This is a genomic window from Pedobacter nyackensis, from assembly GCF_032678475.1.
Classification (GTDB): Bacteria; Bacteroidota; Bacteroidia; order Sphingobacteriales; family Sphingobacteriaceae; genus Pedobacter; species Pedobacter nyackensis_A.
Window position 1 is genome coordinate 1,713,367 of the sequence record NZ_JAVTSF010000001.1, and the last position, 15,989, is coordinate 1,729,355.

Annotated in this window: 14 protein-coding genes and 1 tRNA gene; 11 read left to right on the forward strand and 4 right to left on the reverse strand. The window is 39.1% G+C overall.

The features are described 5' to 3' along the window. Positions 1-18 precede the first annotated feature (18 nt). The 4 genes from R2Q84_RS06885 to R2Q84_RS06900 are packed head-to-tail and all read left to right on the forward strand — an operon-like array spanning position 19 to position 4,706. Positions 19-1,323, forward strand: coding sequence for a PAS domain S-box protein (locus tag R2Q84_RS06885; RefSeq protein ID WP_316815798.1), 1,305 nt, complete (start codon positions 19-21; stop codon positions 1,321-1,323). Positions 1,324-1,363: 40 nt separating this feature from the next. Beyond that, on the forward strand, positions 1,364-1,837 hold the full coding sequence (locus R2Q84_RS06890) for a TspO/MBR family protein (RefSeq protein ID WP_316815799.1): 474 nt from the start codon (positions 1,364-1,366) through the stop codon (positions 1,835-1,837). Positions 1,838-1,896: 59 nt separating this feature from the next. After that, complete coding sequence (locus R2Q84_RS06895; RefSeq protein WP_316815800.1) at positions 1,897-4,179, forward strand: patatin-like phospholipase family protein; 2,283 nt, start codon at positions 1,897-1,899, stop codon at positions 4,177-4,179. Then, the gene (locus tag R2Q84_RS06900; RefSeq protein ID WP_316815801.1) at positions 4,176-4,706 is read left to right on the forward strand and encodes a hypothetical protein; all 531 of its coding nucleotides are present in this window, start codon (positions 4,176-4,178) and stop codon (positions 4,704-4,706) included. The genes R2Q84_RS06895 and R2Q84_RS06900 overlap by 4 nt, the downstream gene beginning before the upstream one ends. Before the next feature lie 9 nt (positions 4,707-4,715). Here the strand turns inward: R2Q84_RS06900 and R2Q84_RS06905 are convergent, their stop codons facing one another. Continuing rightward, positions 4,716-7,109, reverse strand: coding sequence for a BamA/TamA family outer membrane protein (locus tag R2Q84_RS06905; RefSeq protein ID WP_316815802.1), 2,394 nt, complete (start codon positions 7,107-7,109; stop codon positions 4,716-4,718). On the opposite strand from R2Q84_RS06905, the gene R2Q84_RS06910 reads away from it, so the two are divergent. The 3 genes from R2Q84_RS06910 to R2Q84_RS06920 all read left to right on the forward strand — a co-directional run bounded on the left by R2Q84_RS06910 (position 7,100) and on the right by R2Q84_RS06920 (position 8,176). Beyond that, entirely contained in the window at positions 7,100-7,849 is a 750-nt protein-coding gene (locus tag R2Q84_RS06910) for an RNA methyltransferase (protein ID WP_316815803.1), read from the forward strand. The genes R2Q84_RS06905 and R2Q84_RS06910 overlap by 10 nt on opposite strands. Positions 7,850-7,897: 48 nt before the next feature. Continuing rightward, positions 7,898-7,971: transfer RNA gene (locus tag R2Q84_RS06915), tRNA-Cys, on the forward strand. 28 nt (positions 7,972-7,999) lie between these two features. After that, positions 8,000-8,176 carry a spore protein gene (locus tag R2Q84_RS06920; protein ID WP_084286839.1) on the forward strand — a complete coding sequence of 59 codons (177 nt, stop codon included), beginning with the start codon at positions 8,000-8,002 and terminating at the stop codon, positions 8,174-8,176. A 222-nt stretch (positions 8,177-8,398) separates the two neighbouring features. Here the strand turns inward: R2Q84_RS06920 and R2Q84_RS06925 are convergent, their stop codons facing one another. Then, positions 8,399-9,430, reverse strand: coding sequence for a quinone-dependent dihydroorotate dehydrogenase (locus tag R2Q84_RS06925; protein WP_316815804.1), 1,032 nt, complete (start codon positions 9,428-9,430; stop codon positions 8,399-8,401). Between the two features lie 156 nt (positions 9,431-9,586). On the opposite strand from R2Q84_RS06925, the gene R2Q84_RS06930 reads away from it, so the two are divergent. Together R2Q84_RS06930 and R2Q84_RS06935 are read left to right on the forward strand one after the other, a co-directional pair. After that, a complete protein-coding gene (locus R2Q84_RS06930; protein WP_316815805.1) occupies positions 9,587-11,500 on the forward strand; it encodes an ABC-F family ATP-binding cassette domain-containing protein in 1,914 nt (637 codons plus the stop codon). Further along, the gene (locus R2Q84_RS06935; RefSeq protein WP_316815806.1) at positions 11,497-12,765 is read left to right on the forward strand and encodes a DUF5103 domain-containing protein; all 1,269 of its coding nucleotides are present in this window, start codon (positions 11,497-11,499) and stop codon (positions 12,763-12,765) included. Before R2Q84_RS06930 ends, R2Q84_RS06935 begins: the two co-directional genes overlap by 4 nt. A 1-nt stretch (position 12,766) precedes the next feature. Here R2Q84_RS06935 and R2Q84_RS06940 read toward each other — a convergent pair whose 3' ends face one another. Further along, complete coding sequence (locus tag R2Q84_RS06940) at positions 12,767-14,251, reverse strand: alpha-amylase (RefSeq protein WP_316815807.1); 1,485 nt, start codon at positions 14,249-14,251, stop codon at positions 12,767-12,769. Positions 14,252-14,341: 90 nt separating this feature from the next. On the opposite strand from R2Q84_RS06940, the gene R2Q84_RS06945 reads away from it, so the two are divergent. Continuing rightward, positions 14,342-14,863, forward strand: a complete 522-nt coding sequence (locus R2Q84_RS06945) for an acyl-CoA thioesterase (protein WP_316815808.1) — start codon at positions 14,342-14,344, stop codon at positions 14,861-14,863. Positions 14,864-15,063: 200 nt separating this feature from the next. Further along, complete coding sequence (locus tag R2Q84_RS06950; RefSeq protein WP_316815809.1) at positions 15,064-15,486, forward strand: response regulator transcription factor; 423 nt, start codon at positions 15,064-15,066, stop codon at positions 15,484-15,486. On the opposite strand, the gene R2Q84_RS06955 is transcribed toward R2Q84_RS06950, so the two are convergent. After that, on the reverse strand, positions 15,483-15,887 hold the full coding sequence (locus R2Q84_RS06955; protein WP_316815810.1) for an EVE domain-containing protein: 405 nt from the start codon (positions 15,885-15,887) through the stop codon (positions 15,483-15,485). The two genes, R2Q84_RS06950 and R2Q84_RS06955, sit on opposite strands and share 4 nt — an antisense overlap. Positions 15,888-15,989: the final 102 nt, after the last annotated feature.

Sequence of the window (15,989 nt, forward strand, 5' to 3'; positions counted from 1 at the left end):
GTTTTAACGTAACCTACAATGTTCGATCAAAATGTATTAATTGTTAAGGAAAACAACCACAACGAGGACGAAAATTTTCTTAGCCATCAGCTCTTAAATATCGGCTACCAACTATCTCAACTGACTGTATGTAGGGAATCAACTCACAATAAAGGCCGGACTTCAGGCTACGAAATCATTTTATTCCTTACAGAAAACATGGAAAATACAGCTAAGCGAGTGCTACAGCTACATTCAGATTTTCCAACAGTACCTATAATTATCATTACGAACACTGTTTCTTCAAGACAGTTACTACCAGTGGGGGCCGATGATTGGTTGCTCAAATCATGGACTGAGCCTTTACTGTTAAAGAAAACCATCCAGCTTGCCATCTACAGAAAGAAAAACTCGCATAACTATTTAAACATTTTCAAGGAAAACCCTAGTCCAATGTATATCTATGAAAAGGAGTCCTATCGCTTTTTGGAAGCAAATGTGGCTGCATTGAAACAATATGGCTATAGTAAAACAGAGCTCCTTCAGCTTACTGCAAAAGACATTCGACCGGAATCAGAATTAGACGCTTTTTATAAGATCAACGAAGAGTTACCCCCCGACTATTCAAACGCCGGAATCTGGTTACATACCCGTAAGAACGGAGAAATATTTTACGTCCATATTTTTACCCATCAGATTCTGTTTGCTGGTAAAAGCTGCAAATTGGTAATGGCTATGGACATCGATAAAAGTGTTAAAGCTGAACTCGCAGTAAAGAAAAAAGCTGAGGAGATTGAAAATATACTGGAGAGTATCACCGATGGCTTCTTTACCGTCAACAAAAATTGGAATTTTACTTATATCAATAAAGAGTTTGAAAGAATACTGAAACGTACCAGGGATGAATTATTGGGAAAAAACCTATGGGAGGCTTTCCCTGAGCTGGCAGATCTTGATTTCTTTACACAATATCATAAAGCAATGAATGAAAATATCTCCGTTCATTTCGAAGAATTCAACCCTGTTCTAGGCTCTTGGCTGGCAGTAAATGCTTATCCAACGGATACAGGACTAGCAATATATTTTATTGACAATACTGATCAAAAAAATTATCAGCAAAAAATTGAAAGTCAGAACAAACAGTTTAAAGAAATTGCATGGGTACAGGCACACCAGATCCGCGGCCCGGTATCTAATTTACTTGGCCTGGTCGACCTATTTAACATTAAACAGCCAAATGATCCCGATAACCTGGAACTCCTGGCCAGGGTTAAGCATACAGCTATACAAATGGACGAATCCATCAAAGAAATTGTATACCTAACCCGTAAGCTTGAATCCTAACCAAACCAATCTTACCTTTGCCATTTCCAATCAACCATATATGAAATTCAATCCCATCGCTTTTGTCGTAAATATTGCTATTCCACTTGCTATTGGAGCATTAGGCGCCTTTTTTACCGCCAGCTCTGTAAAAACCTGGTACATAACACTGGCAAAACCTTCATTCAATCCTCCTAACAGCATTTTTGCTCCGGTATGGACTACCCTCTACATTATAATTGGCATAGCCGCATACCTGGTATGGCAAAAACGACATACCATTAAACAGCTTCCACGAACTATTGCCATTTATTTAATTCAGCTGATCCTTAACCTGATGTGGTCCTTTATTTTTTTTTATACGCGCCAAATAGGCGTTGCATTATTCGAAATCATATTCCTGCTGCTCGTAGTAATCATTAATGCCATCATGTTCTATAAAATAGATAAAACAGCAGGGCTTCTCTTTATTCCATACATCCTATGGGTAAGTTTTGCTACTGTGCTCACCTATAATATCTTCATTCTAAACTAATTTCCCTATTTTTAGGGGTGATGTTATTAAAAAAGATACTTGTATTTATATTAGCTTTTTTGACATTCCCCCTATATGCCCAAAAGGTAGGGCTTGTATTGAGTGGTGGTGGTGCCAAAGGCATTGCACATATCGGTACATTAAAAGCCCTCGAAGAAAACAATATCCCTATTGATTATATCACCGGTACCTCTATGGGCGGTATCGTAGGCGCCATGTATGCAGCTGGATATTCCCCATTGCAAATAGAAATGGTAGCTTTAAGCCCCGAATTTCAAGACTGGGTAAACGGTCGGTTTCGGAGTGACTACAGTTTTTTCTTCCAGAAACAACCCGTTAATCCATCCATTTTAACAGCAAAACTGTCCCTCGACACCAGTCTACGTGTAAGTTTCAGGTCCAATATCATCAATGATATCCCTCTAAATTTTGCACTCCTTGAACTGTTTTCGCAAGCGTCAGCCATTTCAAAAGACAATTTTGACAACCTCTTTGTCCCTTACAGGTGCATGGTTTCTGATGTATTGTCGCAAACCAGTATCACCGTAAAGAAAGGAAGTTTAGCCGAAGCTGTAAGGGCTACCATGACAGTCCCGCTGATATACAGGCCCATAAAACTGGATGACAAATATGTATTTGATGGTGGCCTGTACAACAATTTCCCGGCAGATATCATGAAGAAGGAATTCAACCCCGACGTCATGATTGGTGCCAATGTGTCCTCAAAAAATTATAATGAATACCCAAAAAATCGCGATGAAAGATTGATGAACAGGCTCATGTTGTTCATGTTCCTTTCCAAGTCCGACTCAACTCTTATTGGCGATAATGGCATCTACATCCAACCCAACCTTAAAGATTATACTTCAACTAACTTTAACCCGGTCGAATTGCTCATAAAACAAGGATATGAAGCAACGATGGCCGATATGGATGAAATTAAAAAGAAAATAAAAAGAAGAGTAAACAATGCTGATCTGATCAAAAGAAGGAGCGATTTCAATCAGAAAAAACCAGATCTGATATTCAGCAATGTAACGGTAACCGGCGTAAATACGCAACAGAAAAAATATATAGAGCGCCTTTTTAAAAGAGACCAGGCAACATTTGATTTGACCGATATTAAACGTGGATACTACAAACTGGTGGCAGATGAAACTTTTGAAACCATATACCCTAAAATATCTTACAATGCAGCTTCCGACAGCTATAACTTTGAAATATTGGCACAGCCGACCAAAAGCTTAAAAATCGACTTCGGAGGCAACATCTCAACCAGACCCATCAGTAATGTCTTCTTAGGGGTGCAATACAATTACCTTAACAGAAAGTCCTACACCTTTGGCTTAAACCTTTACTCCGGACGTTTTTACGAATCTGTGCAAATGACCGGACGTATAGACTTCCCTACCCGTTTACCACTGTTTCTTGGCGCAGATGTGACCTACAATCACTTTAACTATTACAAAACAAGTTCAATCTTTATTGAAAACCCTCATCCGACTTATATTGAGCAGTCCGACCGGAAAATTGATCTCAAAATAGGCATGCCGTTAAACAGAAATACCAGGATAATATTAGGAACCGCTTTTATCAACAATAATGACAGGTACAGTCCCAACAACACATTTTCTGTAGGTGATGAATTAGAGAAAACTGTGTTCAACGGTTCGAGATCTAGTTTATCATTTGAACAATATACCTTTAACCGGAAACAGTATGCCAACAGAGGGCGAAACTTCTTGTTAAGCCTAAATTATTTCGCTGGCCGTGAAAGTTACACACCTGGCAACATTGTGGCTATCAGCGGTACGGTTACTGCTGCCCAAACATTGGTTAACAAACAATTCAGACATTGGCTTAACCTAAAAATAAGCGATGAAAACTACTTTTTAAAAATCAACAAATATACTTTGGGCTATCAGGCAGAAGCAGTAATATCTAACCAGCCTTTGCTTTCCAACTACTACTCTACATTACTTGCTGCTCCAGCGTTCTATCCCCTTCAGGATAGCAAATCACTCTTCCTTGAAAACTTCCGTGCAAGCAGCTACCTGGCCGGCGGACTTAAAAATGTTTACAATGTGAGAAGAAACCTCGATCTGCGTGTAGAAGGCTACATTTTCTTACCCTACAAGGAATTTGAAAAATCAGGATTTCAGAATGTACAGTACCAACCGTCCTTTACCAAATGGCATTACGCAGGTACTGCCGGATTAGTTTACCATACACCCATCGGCCCAATAAGCCTCAGTTATAATTTATATGACGATCCGATAAAAAGAAACGGCGTTTTATTACATTTGGGGTACCTAATTTACAATAAACGATCTTTAGAATGAGACAAATTTATTTGTTCCTCCTGTTTTTGGCTTGCAGCAGCTACACCTTTGCACAAAAGGCAGACATTAATAATTTTATAGTAAAAGAAAGTTTACTTAAAAACAGTAAACTAGCCATCATAGCAGCCGATACACTAGACAATCCCATTGAAAAGATAAACGGTGCTTATACATTTACAGTAAGCGGCTTCACACAACCATTAAATTTTCATGATGGCGTCGCTATTCTTCCGCTACAACTGGAGCGTTCTGCCTTCGTTTATATCAAACATCAAAACGAAACTGGGACACACAGTAAGCTCCTATATGTATACAAAAAAGAAGGAACATTAAGTCCTTATGCGATCAATAGCATGTGGCTGATTATCTTCCCAGCCATCATTGTATTCCTGGCCTTTGCATTCAGAAAATTTATCATTGCAGCTGTAATTATATTACTCGTTTATATCTATTTCAATCACAGTAACGGATTAAACCTCTCTACTTTTTTTGAAACAATATTCGACGGTTTGAAAAGTATGTTCTAAGCGTTAAGCCTAAAATGGCATACCTATACCGAAGTTGTACTGCACAAAACGATATCTATCCGGAGCATAAGCAGCTTCATAAGCATCTTTAAAGGCCCTTCCGCCATTAAAAAACTTACCAATCACCCATTGGTCGGAACTGGCAAACTGTGGATCCTTAAGCTTTAAACCTACGTCAAATCTAAACACGAAATACTGTACATCATACCTGAATCCAGTACCAGCTCCCAATGCGATTTGATTTCCCAGCGATTTAACATCAAACCGGGTGTTGTATGCTCCACTAGATACATTCCAGATATTCCCGGCATCTAAAAAAATAGCACCTTTTAGTTTTGCCCCAAAAAACTTATTCAGCAACTTATATCGGTACTCCAAATTTGCTTCGATGTGCAGCTCACCGGTCTGATCAAAACCATATAAAACCCGGCGTAAATACTCCGTTTCTAAGGCCAGCGACCTGTTATAATTCCCTGGCCCCAAAGTTCTGGCTTGCCAGGCTCTTACACCACCTGATCCACCCGCATAAAACAATTTTTCAAATGGAACACCGTTTTCCCTTGAATTTCCGTAAGCATAAGCTACCCCGGCATTTATACGGGCAACAAACTGTTTATCCCCTCCCAGGCCTTTATACCAGCGGATATCAATCTCCGGGCGCACATATTGATTAAAGGGAACGCCAAATATTGTTGAAGCACCAGTTGAATCCACTCTCGTCTTTAGAATTTTTGTGATTCCCTGTAACGCATTACCTGCCAAATCCAAATCTCCTTTAAGATAAATAAAGTTGTTATCGGCTGCCAGCTTCTCAGCATTCAGGGAATAGGAGTATTTTATGCCGAATGTGACATTCTTTCTTTCCAATAGGATCAAGCTTACAAAATTATTGCTGATCAGGGGATAGTTAACATTAGACGTATCCGTCTTGTCGAAAAGCAAACCACCAAACCTATATTCAAAGTTTAAAGGAGTAACTGTATGAAATTTAGACCTCGTTTCTCTAAATTCATATGCTACCGAGGTTAAAACCACCTTACGCTTGAAAAAATCCTTTTGCAAAGCATAAACATAACTTGCCGAGAATATAGTATGTGGCATACCTCCTCTTCCCGGCTTCGATCTTGCAAAGGGAATCATCAAACGTGGTACCGTCAAATTTGTACTTACCGAAAAATCACGTTGATAAATCTCGTTGATAAAAGACTGCCCTTGCCCAAGTCTGGCCTGTAAGCCTCCTTTAATCTGAAACTCAAACTTCTCGGCTCCTTTAAACAGATTATTGTTCGTATAAGTATTACTTAAAGTAAAACCAACAGTTCCGGCATTAAACGGCACCTCGCCCTCAACCCGGTTGCTCATCATCTTCTGTGGAATCAACTGAACTACCGGATTTACAATATTGGTACTATCCTTTGGTTTATTGTAATCTATTTTAACATTTTTAAAAACATTAAGCTCATACATCCGATCGTAGGTTACATTTTCGTTTGCAATGTTATATTGCTCTCCCGGATGCAAAAAATTATACCTGGTAATGGGATTTCTTCTGAATTTCCCCGAAAGGTCTGTAAACCTCACATTCTTATAAACCCTGTCATTCATTTTTATAGAATCAGGAAAACCGTCTGAATTAGGTGCGATAATAATATTCGTTTCCCCTAGCTTATATTGCAAATGCCTGGGCTTATCTATCGGGTTGTCAATAATTAGTGTCACATTAGCTTTACTCGCATTCAAATTTGAATCAACCAGAAACTTAATGTAGGGACGGGCGAAATCATAATACCCCTTCTGTTTCATTACCTGGTAAATCTGATCGCGCTCGTAGCCCAGCGAGTCATCATCATAACGTTTCCCTTCTTTCAGATGAGAAAAATCAGCTTTCCCGGATAAATACATTTCCTTAATTTTTTCGTCAGGAATCTCATAGATAATCTTATTGATCGTAAACATCGATCCTGTATCTGCCTTAAAAAAAACCTCAGCACGCTGGTTTTGCACTTTTATCTCAGACTGCACCTTTGCATTAAAATATCCCTTACTCATCAGATATTTTTCTATCTGACTACGAGAAATTTCAACAAGGGTACTATCTAAAATCGGGGGCGGTGTACCCAGGGGCTTAATGTTGCTCGTTTTATACTTACCATCCTTAGTATTAAACATATTATAGATTAATACATTGATTCCCAACTTGGCAGTTGGCCTGATATCTTTTTGTATATAGTTCTCTGCTTCTTCCGCAAAAGCCTTCGGAATACTATCAATTTCTACCCTTTTCACAATAGATTGATAATCGGCTATGTACTTTGTTGATGAACATCCTGTAACAAAAACAATAATAAATAGTAATATTGCACGAAACAGGACATTTCTTTTATAATCGTGGTATGGTTTCAAAATCACAGATAAGTTTTATAAAATCGTTACATCAAAAAAAGTACCGTAAAGAAAACGGGATATTCATTATTGAAGGTATAAAATCTATTGAAGAATTTATTCAATCCAATTACCAGGTTCATAGCATCTATTATCTGGCACAATATCAATCTTTACTAACAGCTTTGCCAACAAATATAAAGTTATTTGAAATAAACAACGCTGAACTGGATAAGATTAGTACGTTGCAAACTCCGCAGGGAATCCTGGCTTTAGTACACCTACCTAAACCTACGGTTTTAAATACAGCGACTTTAAAAAATGCTTTTACATTGGTACTTGATGGCGTACAAGACCCCGGAAATATGGGAACGATTATCCGCACAGCCGACTGGTTTGGTTTTAATCAGATCATCTGTTCCCACAACTGTGTAGAAGTTTACAACCCTAAAACCGTTCAGGCTACCATGGGATCTTTAAGCAGGATAAATATTTTTTATGAAGAGCTGCCTTTGGTCTTAAAAGACATTAATTTACCTATTTTCGGGGCAGTATTGGATGGGAAAAGCATGTATAAAACAGATTGGGGTAAGGAAGGATTAGTCATTTTGGGGAATGAAGGACAAGGAATCACCCCGGAAGTGATAAAATTAATTACAAATCCTGTAACTATTCCACGCACGGGAAGTGCTGAGTCTTTGAACGTTGCAATATCTGCAGCAATTTTGTGTGCAGATATTAGTAGAAATTTGCAGAAATAAATTGCATACTAATTTATAATTGCTATTTTTGCATCCTGAAATTTAACAGGTCGAGTGGCCGAGTGGCTAGGCAGAGGTCTGCAAAACCTCCTACAGCGGTTCGAATCCGCTCTCGACCTCCAGATTTATTAATAAATAAAAAAGATTGACATGGCAGTTACCAGATTAAAAAGAAAAGACAGAAGAAATAAAACATTTGCTAAACTAGATGTTAAATTCTTAAAATTAGCTACTAACATCGAATTAGGTAGCAGATCAAGACAGTCTAGCAAAGATCAGTTAGCTAAAAACAATGCTGTTTTAGCTCAACTTACTGCAAAAGCCTAAGCTTTTCTTAAAAAATTTAAAGAACACTTCTGTTTTACAGAGGTGTTTTTTTATGCTTTTTCTACGGGAAGATACCGGTCTTCGCCGGCATAACGACAAACAATTATACACTTCGTCATCCTGACGCAGGTCAGGACCTCACACTAGTTGATCTTTTACACAGAGAGATACCGGCCTTCACCAACATGACGAACACCTTAGATCAACACCGAAAAACAATTATTACTTCACCAGCTCCTTGCAAATTCTTTTTACAATTGCAGGGCCTTCATAAATGAAACCAGTATACAACTGTACCAAAGAGGCTCCGGCTTCCAGCTTATCCTTAGCATCCTGTGGCGAATGAATACCCCCCACTCCAATAATAGGAAAAGCTTTATTCGATTTATCAGACAGATATTTAATAACTTCTGTAGAACGTACAGTTAAAGGCTTACCACTTAACCCACCAGCTTCACCTGCAACCTTCTCTGTGGTTTGCAACCCACTTCTATCTATAGTTGTGTTTGTCGCAATCACACCAGCTATTCCGGTCTGCAACACAATCTCTACAATATCGTCCAGTTGTTCATTCGTCAAATCTGGTGCAATCTTTAACAAAATAGGTCTGGAGATATCATTCTTCTTATTTCTCTGCTGTAATGTATTTAAAAGATTCATCAAAGGTTCCTTCTCCTGCAACTCCCTTAAGCCAGGTGTGTTAGGAGAGCTCACATTCACTACGAAATAATCAACCACATCAAACAAGCGGTCAAAACATTTGATATAATCACTTACAGCATCTTCATTAGGGGTATTTTTATTTTTACCGATATTACCACCTACAACTATATCACTATGTTTATTCCTTAATAACCTTAGTCTTTCAGCAAGCGTATCCACTCCCTTGTTATTAAAGCCCATTCTGTTGATCAGGGCACTATCCTCTTCCAAACGGAACATCCTCGGCTTATCATTACCAGGCTGTGGCAGTGGTGTTACTGTACCTACCTCTATAAATCCAAAGCCCAGGTTACTCAAAGCCTCTATATACTCACCATTCTTATCAAAACCTGCTGCCAGTCCAACCGGATTTTTAAATTTAATCCCAAAAACCTCTCGCTCCAACCCCTTGATGTTGACATCAAAGCTGCTACGCAGAATAGTCTTACCCAAAGGAAAATGATCATGAAACCATTTTAAATTTTTCACAACAAAATAATGTACTTTTTCAGGGTCAAACTGGAAAAATATAGGCTTGATAAGTTGATACATGCTGCGAAGATAAGCAACGTTTTGATGTATCACAAAAGTGCAACAGGCATGTTTTTATATAATATTTCAAAGCTGTGGCAAAAAAAGCTATAAAACTACCGCATAGCTTACTAAAATCCCCAGAATTAACTGTTAAAATTGTATTTTTGCAGCCAAATGATTTCTATAAACGACTTAACATTCCTGCTGGGCTCTAGAGCCTTATACGACGAAGCAGACTGGCACATTAAACCGGGAGAGAGGATTGGACTGATTGGTGCCAATGGAACGGGAAAATCAACATTACTAAAAATAATCGTTGGAGAATATGCGCCTTCTTCGGGTTCGATTTCTATGTCAAAAGACTTAAAAATCGGTTACCTGAACCAGGATTTACTTTCATACGATTCGCATCATACTATTTTACACGTGGCCATGGAGGCTTTTGAGCGCCAAAATCAGCTACACGATGAAATTGAAGACCTGCTAAAAAAAATTGAAACAGATTATTCTGAAGAGGTTTTAAACAAACTGAGCGATAAGCAACAGGAATTTGAAGCTTTAGACGGCTATAACATCGAATACAGAGCCAATGAGATCCTTGCTGGTCTTGGATTCAGTACTCAGGATCAACACCGACCATTAAACACCTTTTCAGGAGGTTGGCGGATGCGGGTAATGCTAGCGAAGATTCTACTACAGACTCCTGATATCCTATTACTGGATGAGCCTACCAACCACATGGATTTACCTTCCATCAAATGGCTGGAAACTTACCTCCTTGGGTTTGAAGGCGCCATCGTTATCGTTTCTCACGACAGGTACTTCTTAGATAAAGTAGTTAACAAAATTGTAGAATCCCGCAAAGGAAAACTTACACCTTACGCCGGCAACTACACTTACTATTTAGAGGAAAAAGCCTTAAGGGGTGAAATCCAAAAAGGAGAATTTAAAAACCAACAGGCTAAAATTAAACAGGAAGAGCGCTTAATTGAACGTTTCAGAGCTAAAGCATCTAAAGCAAAAATGGCACAATCCAGAATGAAAGCCTTAGATAAACTGGAACGTGTAGAAGATGTAGATGATGATAACCCAACGGTTAACTTCCAGTTCAAGTTTTCTAAACCATCCGGCCGTCATGTTGTACGCATTGAAGAAGCAAACAAAAGCTATCCTAATGTAGAAATCCTTGAAAATGCAGAAGGCGTTATTGAAAAAGGTGATAAGATTGCATTAATCGGTGCTAACGGTAAAGGTAAATCTACCTTATTGAGAATTATTGCCGGGGCAGAAGGCTTTGATGGTAAATGTGAAACCGGTCACAATGTTACAACAACTTTCTTTGCACAGCATCAGTTGGAGTCCCTGCACCTTGAGAATACCATTCTCGAAGAACTACAGGCTTTTGCCCCTAAGCATACCGACACCGAACTTCGTGGAATCTTAGGTTGTTTCCTGTTTACAGGTGATGATGTTTTCAAAAAGATAAAAGTACTATCAGGAGGAGAAAAATCCAGGGTGGCGCTGGCCAAATCTTTAACTACAGATTCTAACTTCCTGATTCTGGATGAGCCTACCAACCACCTGGACATACAATCAGTAAACATCCTGATTCAAGCCTTAACTCAATACGAAGGTACATTTATTGCTGTATCCCACGATAGGTATTTCCTGGATAACGTAGCCAACAAGATCTGGTTCATTGAGGACAAAGATATTAAAGAATACCCGGGTACTTATGCTGAATACGAAGAATGGAACGCTAAAAGAGTACAACCTGCCGCCACAAGCATTCCTGTAAAACAGGAAAAAGAGGTAAAACCTAAGGTTGTAGAAAAATCGGCACCTAATGCACAGCAACAACTTAAAAAGCTGAATGATCAGCTGCAAAAAATAGAACAGGAAATTGCAGCTTTCGAACAAAGTGTAAAAACCGTTGAAGCCAAAATTGCTGATGAAGAAGTTTATTCAAACTCAAATAAGTTAGCAGAAGCTAACAAAGAATATACTACAGCTAAATTCTTACTGGATACCGCACAGAAAAACTGGGAAGAACTGGCTTCACAAATTATGGAACTGGAGACAAAATGATAAAACGGATAGGATTGTTCTTTTTGCTTGTATTGAGCATTCAACTTGCCGGGGCACAAACTCAGCAATTTGTTTATGACAACAAGGTATATCTGCCGCAAATAAAAACGGTGCAGTGCTACAACACAAAAAAAGAACAATCCATTCCCATCATTACATTGAAATCAAGTGAACAACTGCTCTTTTCATTTGACGACCTGAATGGAGGTAGCAAAATTTACTGGTATACTGTAGAGCATTGTACATCCGACTGGAAGCCTTCCCGTCTCTCCCCTATCGATTACCTGGAAGGGATATCGGAAGACAGGATCAATGATTACAAATACTCATTCAATACGCTGCAAAAATTCACACATTACCAGCTTACTTTACCCAACTACCAGGTCAAACCTAAAATATCCGGCAATTACCTGTTAAAGGTTTATGAAGATGGGAACCAGCAAAAGCCCGTAATCTCCCAGCGCTTTTACGTAGTAGAAAACCTGGTTGAAGTAGGGATAGAAATTATGCCCAGTACCCAGGTACCCCTGCGCTTTAGCAACCAGAAAGTCAATTTCACCATCTTTCATAAAACACCTATTCAGAACCCGTATACAGATCTGAAAGCTGTGGTCATGCAAAATTTCATTCCGCAAACAGCTATCGTAAATACCAAACCGACTTTTATCAAACCAGGATCTTTAGTATATAATGAACTTACAGCTAACGATTTTCCGGCAGGTAATGAATTCAGAAAATTCGACATACGTAGTTTAAGGTACAAAGCTGAAAATGTACAGGATATTGTAAGAGGTACACTTATAGATGTGGTACTTTTCCAGGATGTAAATGGCAATAAGCCGAAATATACAAACCTGGTAGACGAGAACGGCAACTTTTTTGTTCGCAATACCGATGGCAGGGATAACAATACAGATGCAGATTATGCAAACGTAAACTTCACCTTAAATGCAACTCCTCCAACAACCAATGGTGAAGCTTATGTGATAGGACGCTTCAACAATTACATTATGGACGAAAGCAGCAAAATGCGTTTCGACCCTGCTAAAAAAAGATTTTTCGGGAACATTTTACTTAAACAGGGATTATACGACTATAAATATATTTGGCTAAACAAGGCCACCGGACAGACTGACCCGACCATTTTTGAAGGCTCCTACTTTGAAACAGCCAATACTTACCAGGTATTTACTTACTACAGAAAACCTGGTGCAAGATGGGAAGAACTGATCGGCTACAGTAGCGTAAACACACTGAGAAAGTAATTTAAACGGAAAATACCCATACAGAAACACTCCCGGCATTACAATAGAACTCAGCCCAACCCTTTTCATCTACCAACACTTCTTCTTTTCTACCTCCCAAGGCATCCACCATCTTTTTCCCTGCGTGGATTAACCCTATTTCCATCAGTTTTAAACCAATATCTCCGTTACTCATTAACACAGCTATTCCCGATTGCGGTTTTTCTTTGCGCCCCTCCCTGGTCCAACCAATACAATTGGGGAAATCCAGGTAATCACGCTGTGCCCCGTAAGCCAGATCCTTTCTAATGCCGATCATTTTAGGTAAAACGTGGAGTGCAACAAGCTCAACACCAGTCTCATATCCTTCGTCGGTCTTATCAGTATATTTTGCCCCATATAAATCGGGATAAAACACACAAGGCATCCCCTGCTCCCTTAACAAAATCAATGCATAAGCCAAAGGCCTGAACCAGAAGTCTACATACGATTCAAGCGCCTGTAGTGGTTGTGAATCATGATTATCCACAAAAGTAACCGTTAACAAAGGATGTGTCTGCACCAATGTATTATCGAAAATCGTTGTGAGGTCATACCTCTTGATAGTAGATGCAAGAAACAGGTTATGATGTAACAACGAATCAAACAATTGCATTCTTCCTTCAGTAACATCCAGGTAATCCTGCAAGTGCTCCAAACTGTCAATGTTCCAGTTTTCTGCCACGATAAAGAAATCCTGTCCACAAGCCTTTTTCATGTGATCAATCCAATCAATCAAAAAATCCGTGGATATATGTTTTACCGCATCCAGGCGGAATCCTTTCATGCCACAGGTGTGATAATACCATTCCCCCCAGTATTTCAATTCTGCCCTAACTGAAGGATTTCGAAACTCAATATCATTAAACATCAGATAATCATAATTCCCCAGCTCGGTTGAAGGGACTTCTTCCCAGCCCTCACCGTACTCATTCTGAATAGAATAAATTCCCATTTCCTTTATATCCTCAGCCCAATCTACACCACTAAAACAACTTTTATCCCATATAAAGCCGGAATACTCTCCATTTCTCCCCGGAAATGTAAACCTCGTCCAGGCTTCAATTTCAAATATATCAGAAATAAACTCCAATCTGTTTTCCGGATCTACACTTCGTACAGCCACCTTTTCCAGCTCATCACCACCTGCCTTATGGTTCAGCACTACATCTGCAATTGCGGCTATACCGTTTTCCTGGAATATTTTGATAACTTCCAGATACTCATCTTTGCTGCCAAATCTGGTTTCAATAGTATCTTTCTGATCAAATTCACCAAGATCAAAAAGATCGTAAGGATCATAACCTACAGACGCAGCCCCAGATTCTGCTTTATATGCTGGCGGCAACCAAACAGCTGTAATACCAACTTCGGCCAATGATGCAACATCCTTTTTCGCCTTAATCCACAACTTATCTTCATCATTGTAATACCAGTGAAAATACTGAAGCAATGTTTGATTATCCATATATCTAATATATACATTCACAAACGGGAATTGTTTCCTTATTTCTGAATTGGTGATCTCTCTTCATTTTTAGTTACTTTTGCAAAAGTTATGAGTACAAAAATTAAAAGCCCGAAAGACTCCTTCACAATTATGAACGAGTTGGTATTGCCTAATGATACCAATACCCTGAACAATTTAATGGGAGGCCGGTTGTTACATTGGATGGACATCGCCGCTGCCATTTCTGCTCAAAAACACTGTAACCGGATTGTCGTAACGGCGTCTGTTGATAATGTTTCCTTTAAACAACCTATTAAACTGGGTGATGTGATTACAATCGAAGCTAAAGTAACCCGCGCTTTTAATACTTCCGTTGAGGTAAGACTTGATGTCTGGGCAGAAAATATCCCATCCGGCAGCAGAGCAAAATCAAATGAAGCTTACTATACTTTTGTTGCGGTAGATCAAAGTGGCAGAACCATTCCTGTTCCAGAGTTATCTCCGGGAACTGATGAAGAAAAAGAGTTGTTTGCAGGTGCATTGAGAAGAAGACAGCTTCGCTTAATACTTGGTGGAAAAATGAAACCAAATGACGCTAAAGAACTTAAAGCATTATTCTTCCCTGAATAAGGGAGAAAAATAACCGTTCTCCTCAGAGCCCGGCATCTTTTGCCGAAGAAGCAAAAGCGCCTAAGGTCTCCTCTGAGAAGGTGATTTTTCTTGTTAATTATTCAGGAGAAGAGTGACATTATCAGAAAAAACTGTATTAATGTTGTCATAAAACTGCTTTTTCAAATCTGTGGTACCACTTTTGTTCAAATTGATCAAATATGGAAAACCCTAAAAATGCCGTTGCTATTCACGATTCCGGAGCAAAACAAAAGAAAATATTAGTCATAGAAAACGACACCTCTATTGCAGATGTGATGGGGGAATTTTTAGAAGATGAAGGTTACAGCTATGTGATTTATAGTGATGCCGTTGAAATTCAACCACTGATACAGGAACATCAACCTGATTTAATATTATTGGATTATCTGCTAGACAGCACCAACGGTGGGGAATTGTGCAGTCAGGTCAAAAAAACACCTGAAACTGCACATTTACCGGTTATTATTTATTCAGCTGCGCCTAAAGTACTACAATCATTAGGCTATTATGGCTGTGATTTGTTTATCGCTAAGCCCTTTGACTTGGATTACCTGGCAGAGCAGCTTAAGCTCCTCCTCATAAGTGACGAAGCAATAGCCTAACTTCCCATTTCAAGGATCTTGTCGAACTCCTCCGCTTTAAGGGGCATTACTGATAAACGGCCTTGCCTAACCAACGAGATGTCTTTAAGACTTTCCTCAGCTTTGATCTGTTCAAGGCTCACAGGATGCTTAAGCGCTTCAACTGGCGCAAGGTCTACCACTACCCAGTTGGCATCATCAGTAGTTGGGTCCTGGTAAAACTCCTTTACAACTTTGGCAATACCGACTACGTTTTTCCCCTCATTGCTATGGTAAAATAAAACCAGGTCGCCTTCTTTCATTTCTTTAAGATTGTTACGTGCCTGATAGTTGCGAACACCATCCCAAAAAGTACGTTTATCTTCGTTAAATTTAGTCCAGCTGTATTTGAAAGGTTCCGATTTTACTAGCCAATGATTCATTTATTCTATATTTAAAAGGGTTCTGTTATTTTAAACCCAAAGCTAACAAATCAGAGAGAATTAGAAAGTAAAAAAATGGGCTGCATCTTGATACAGCCCATT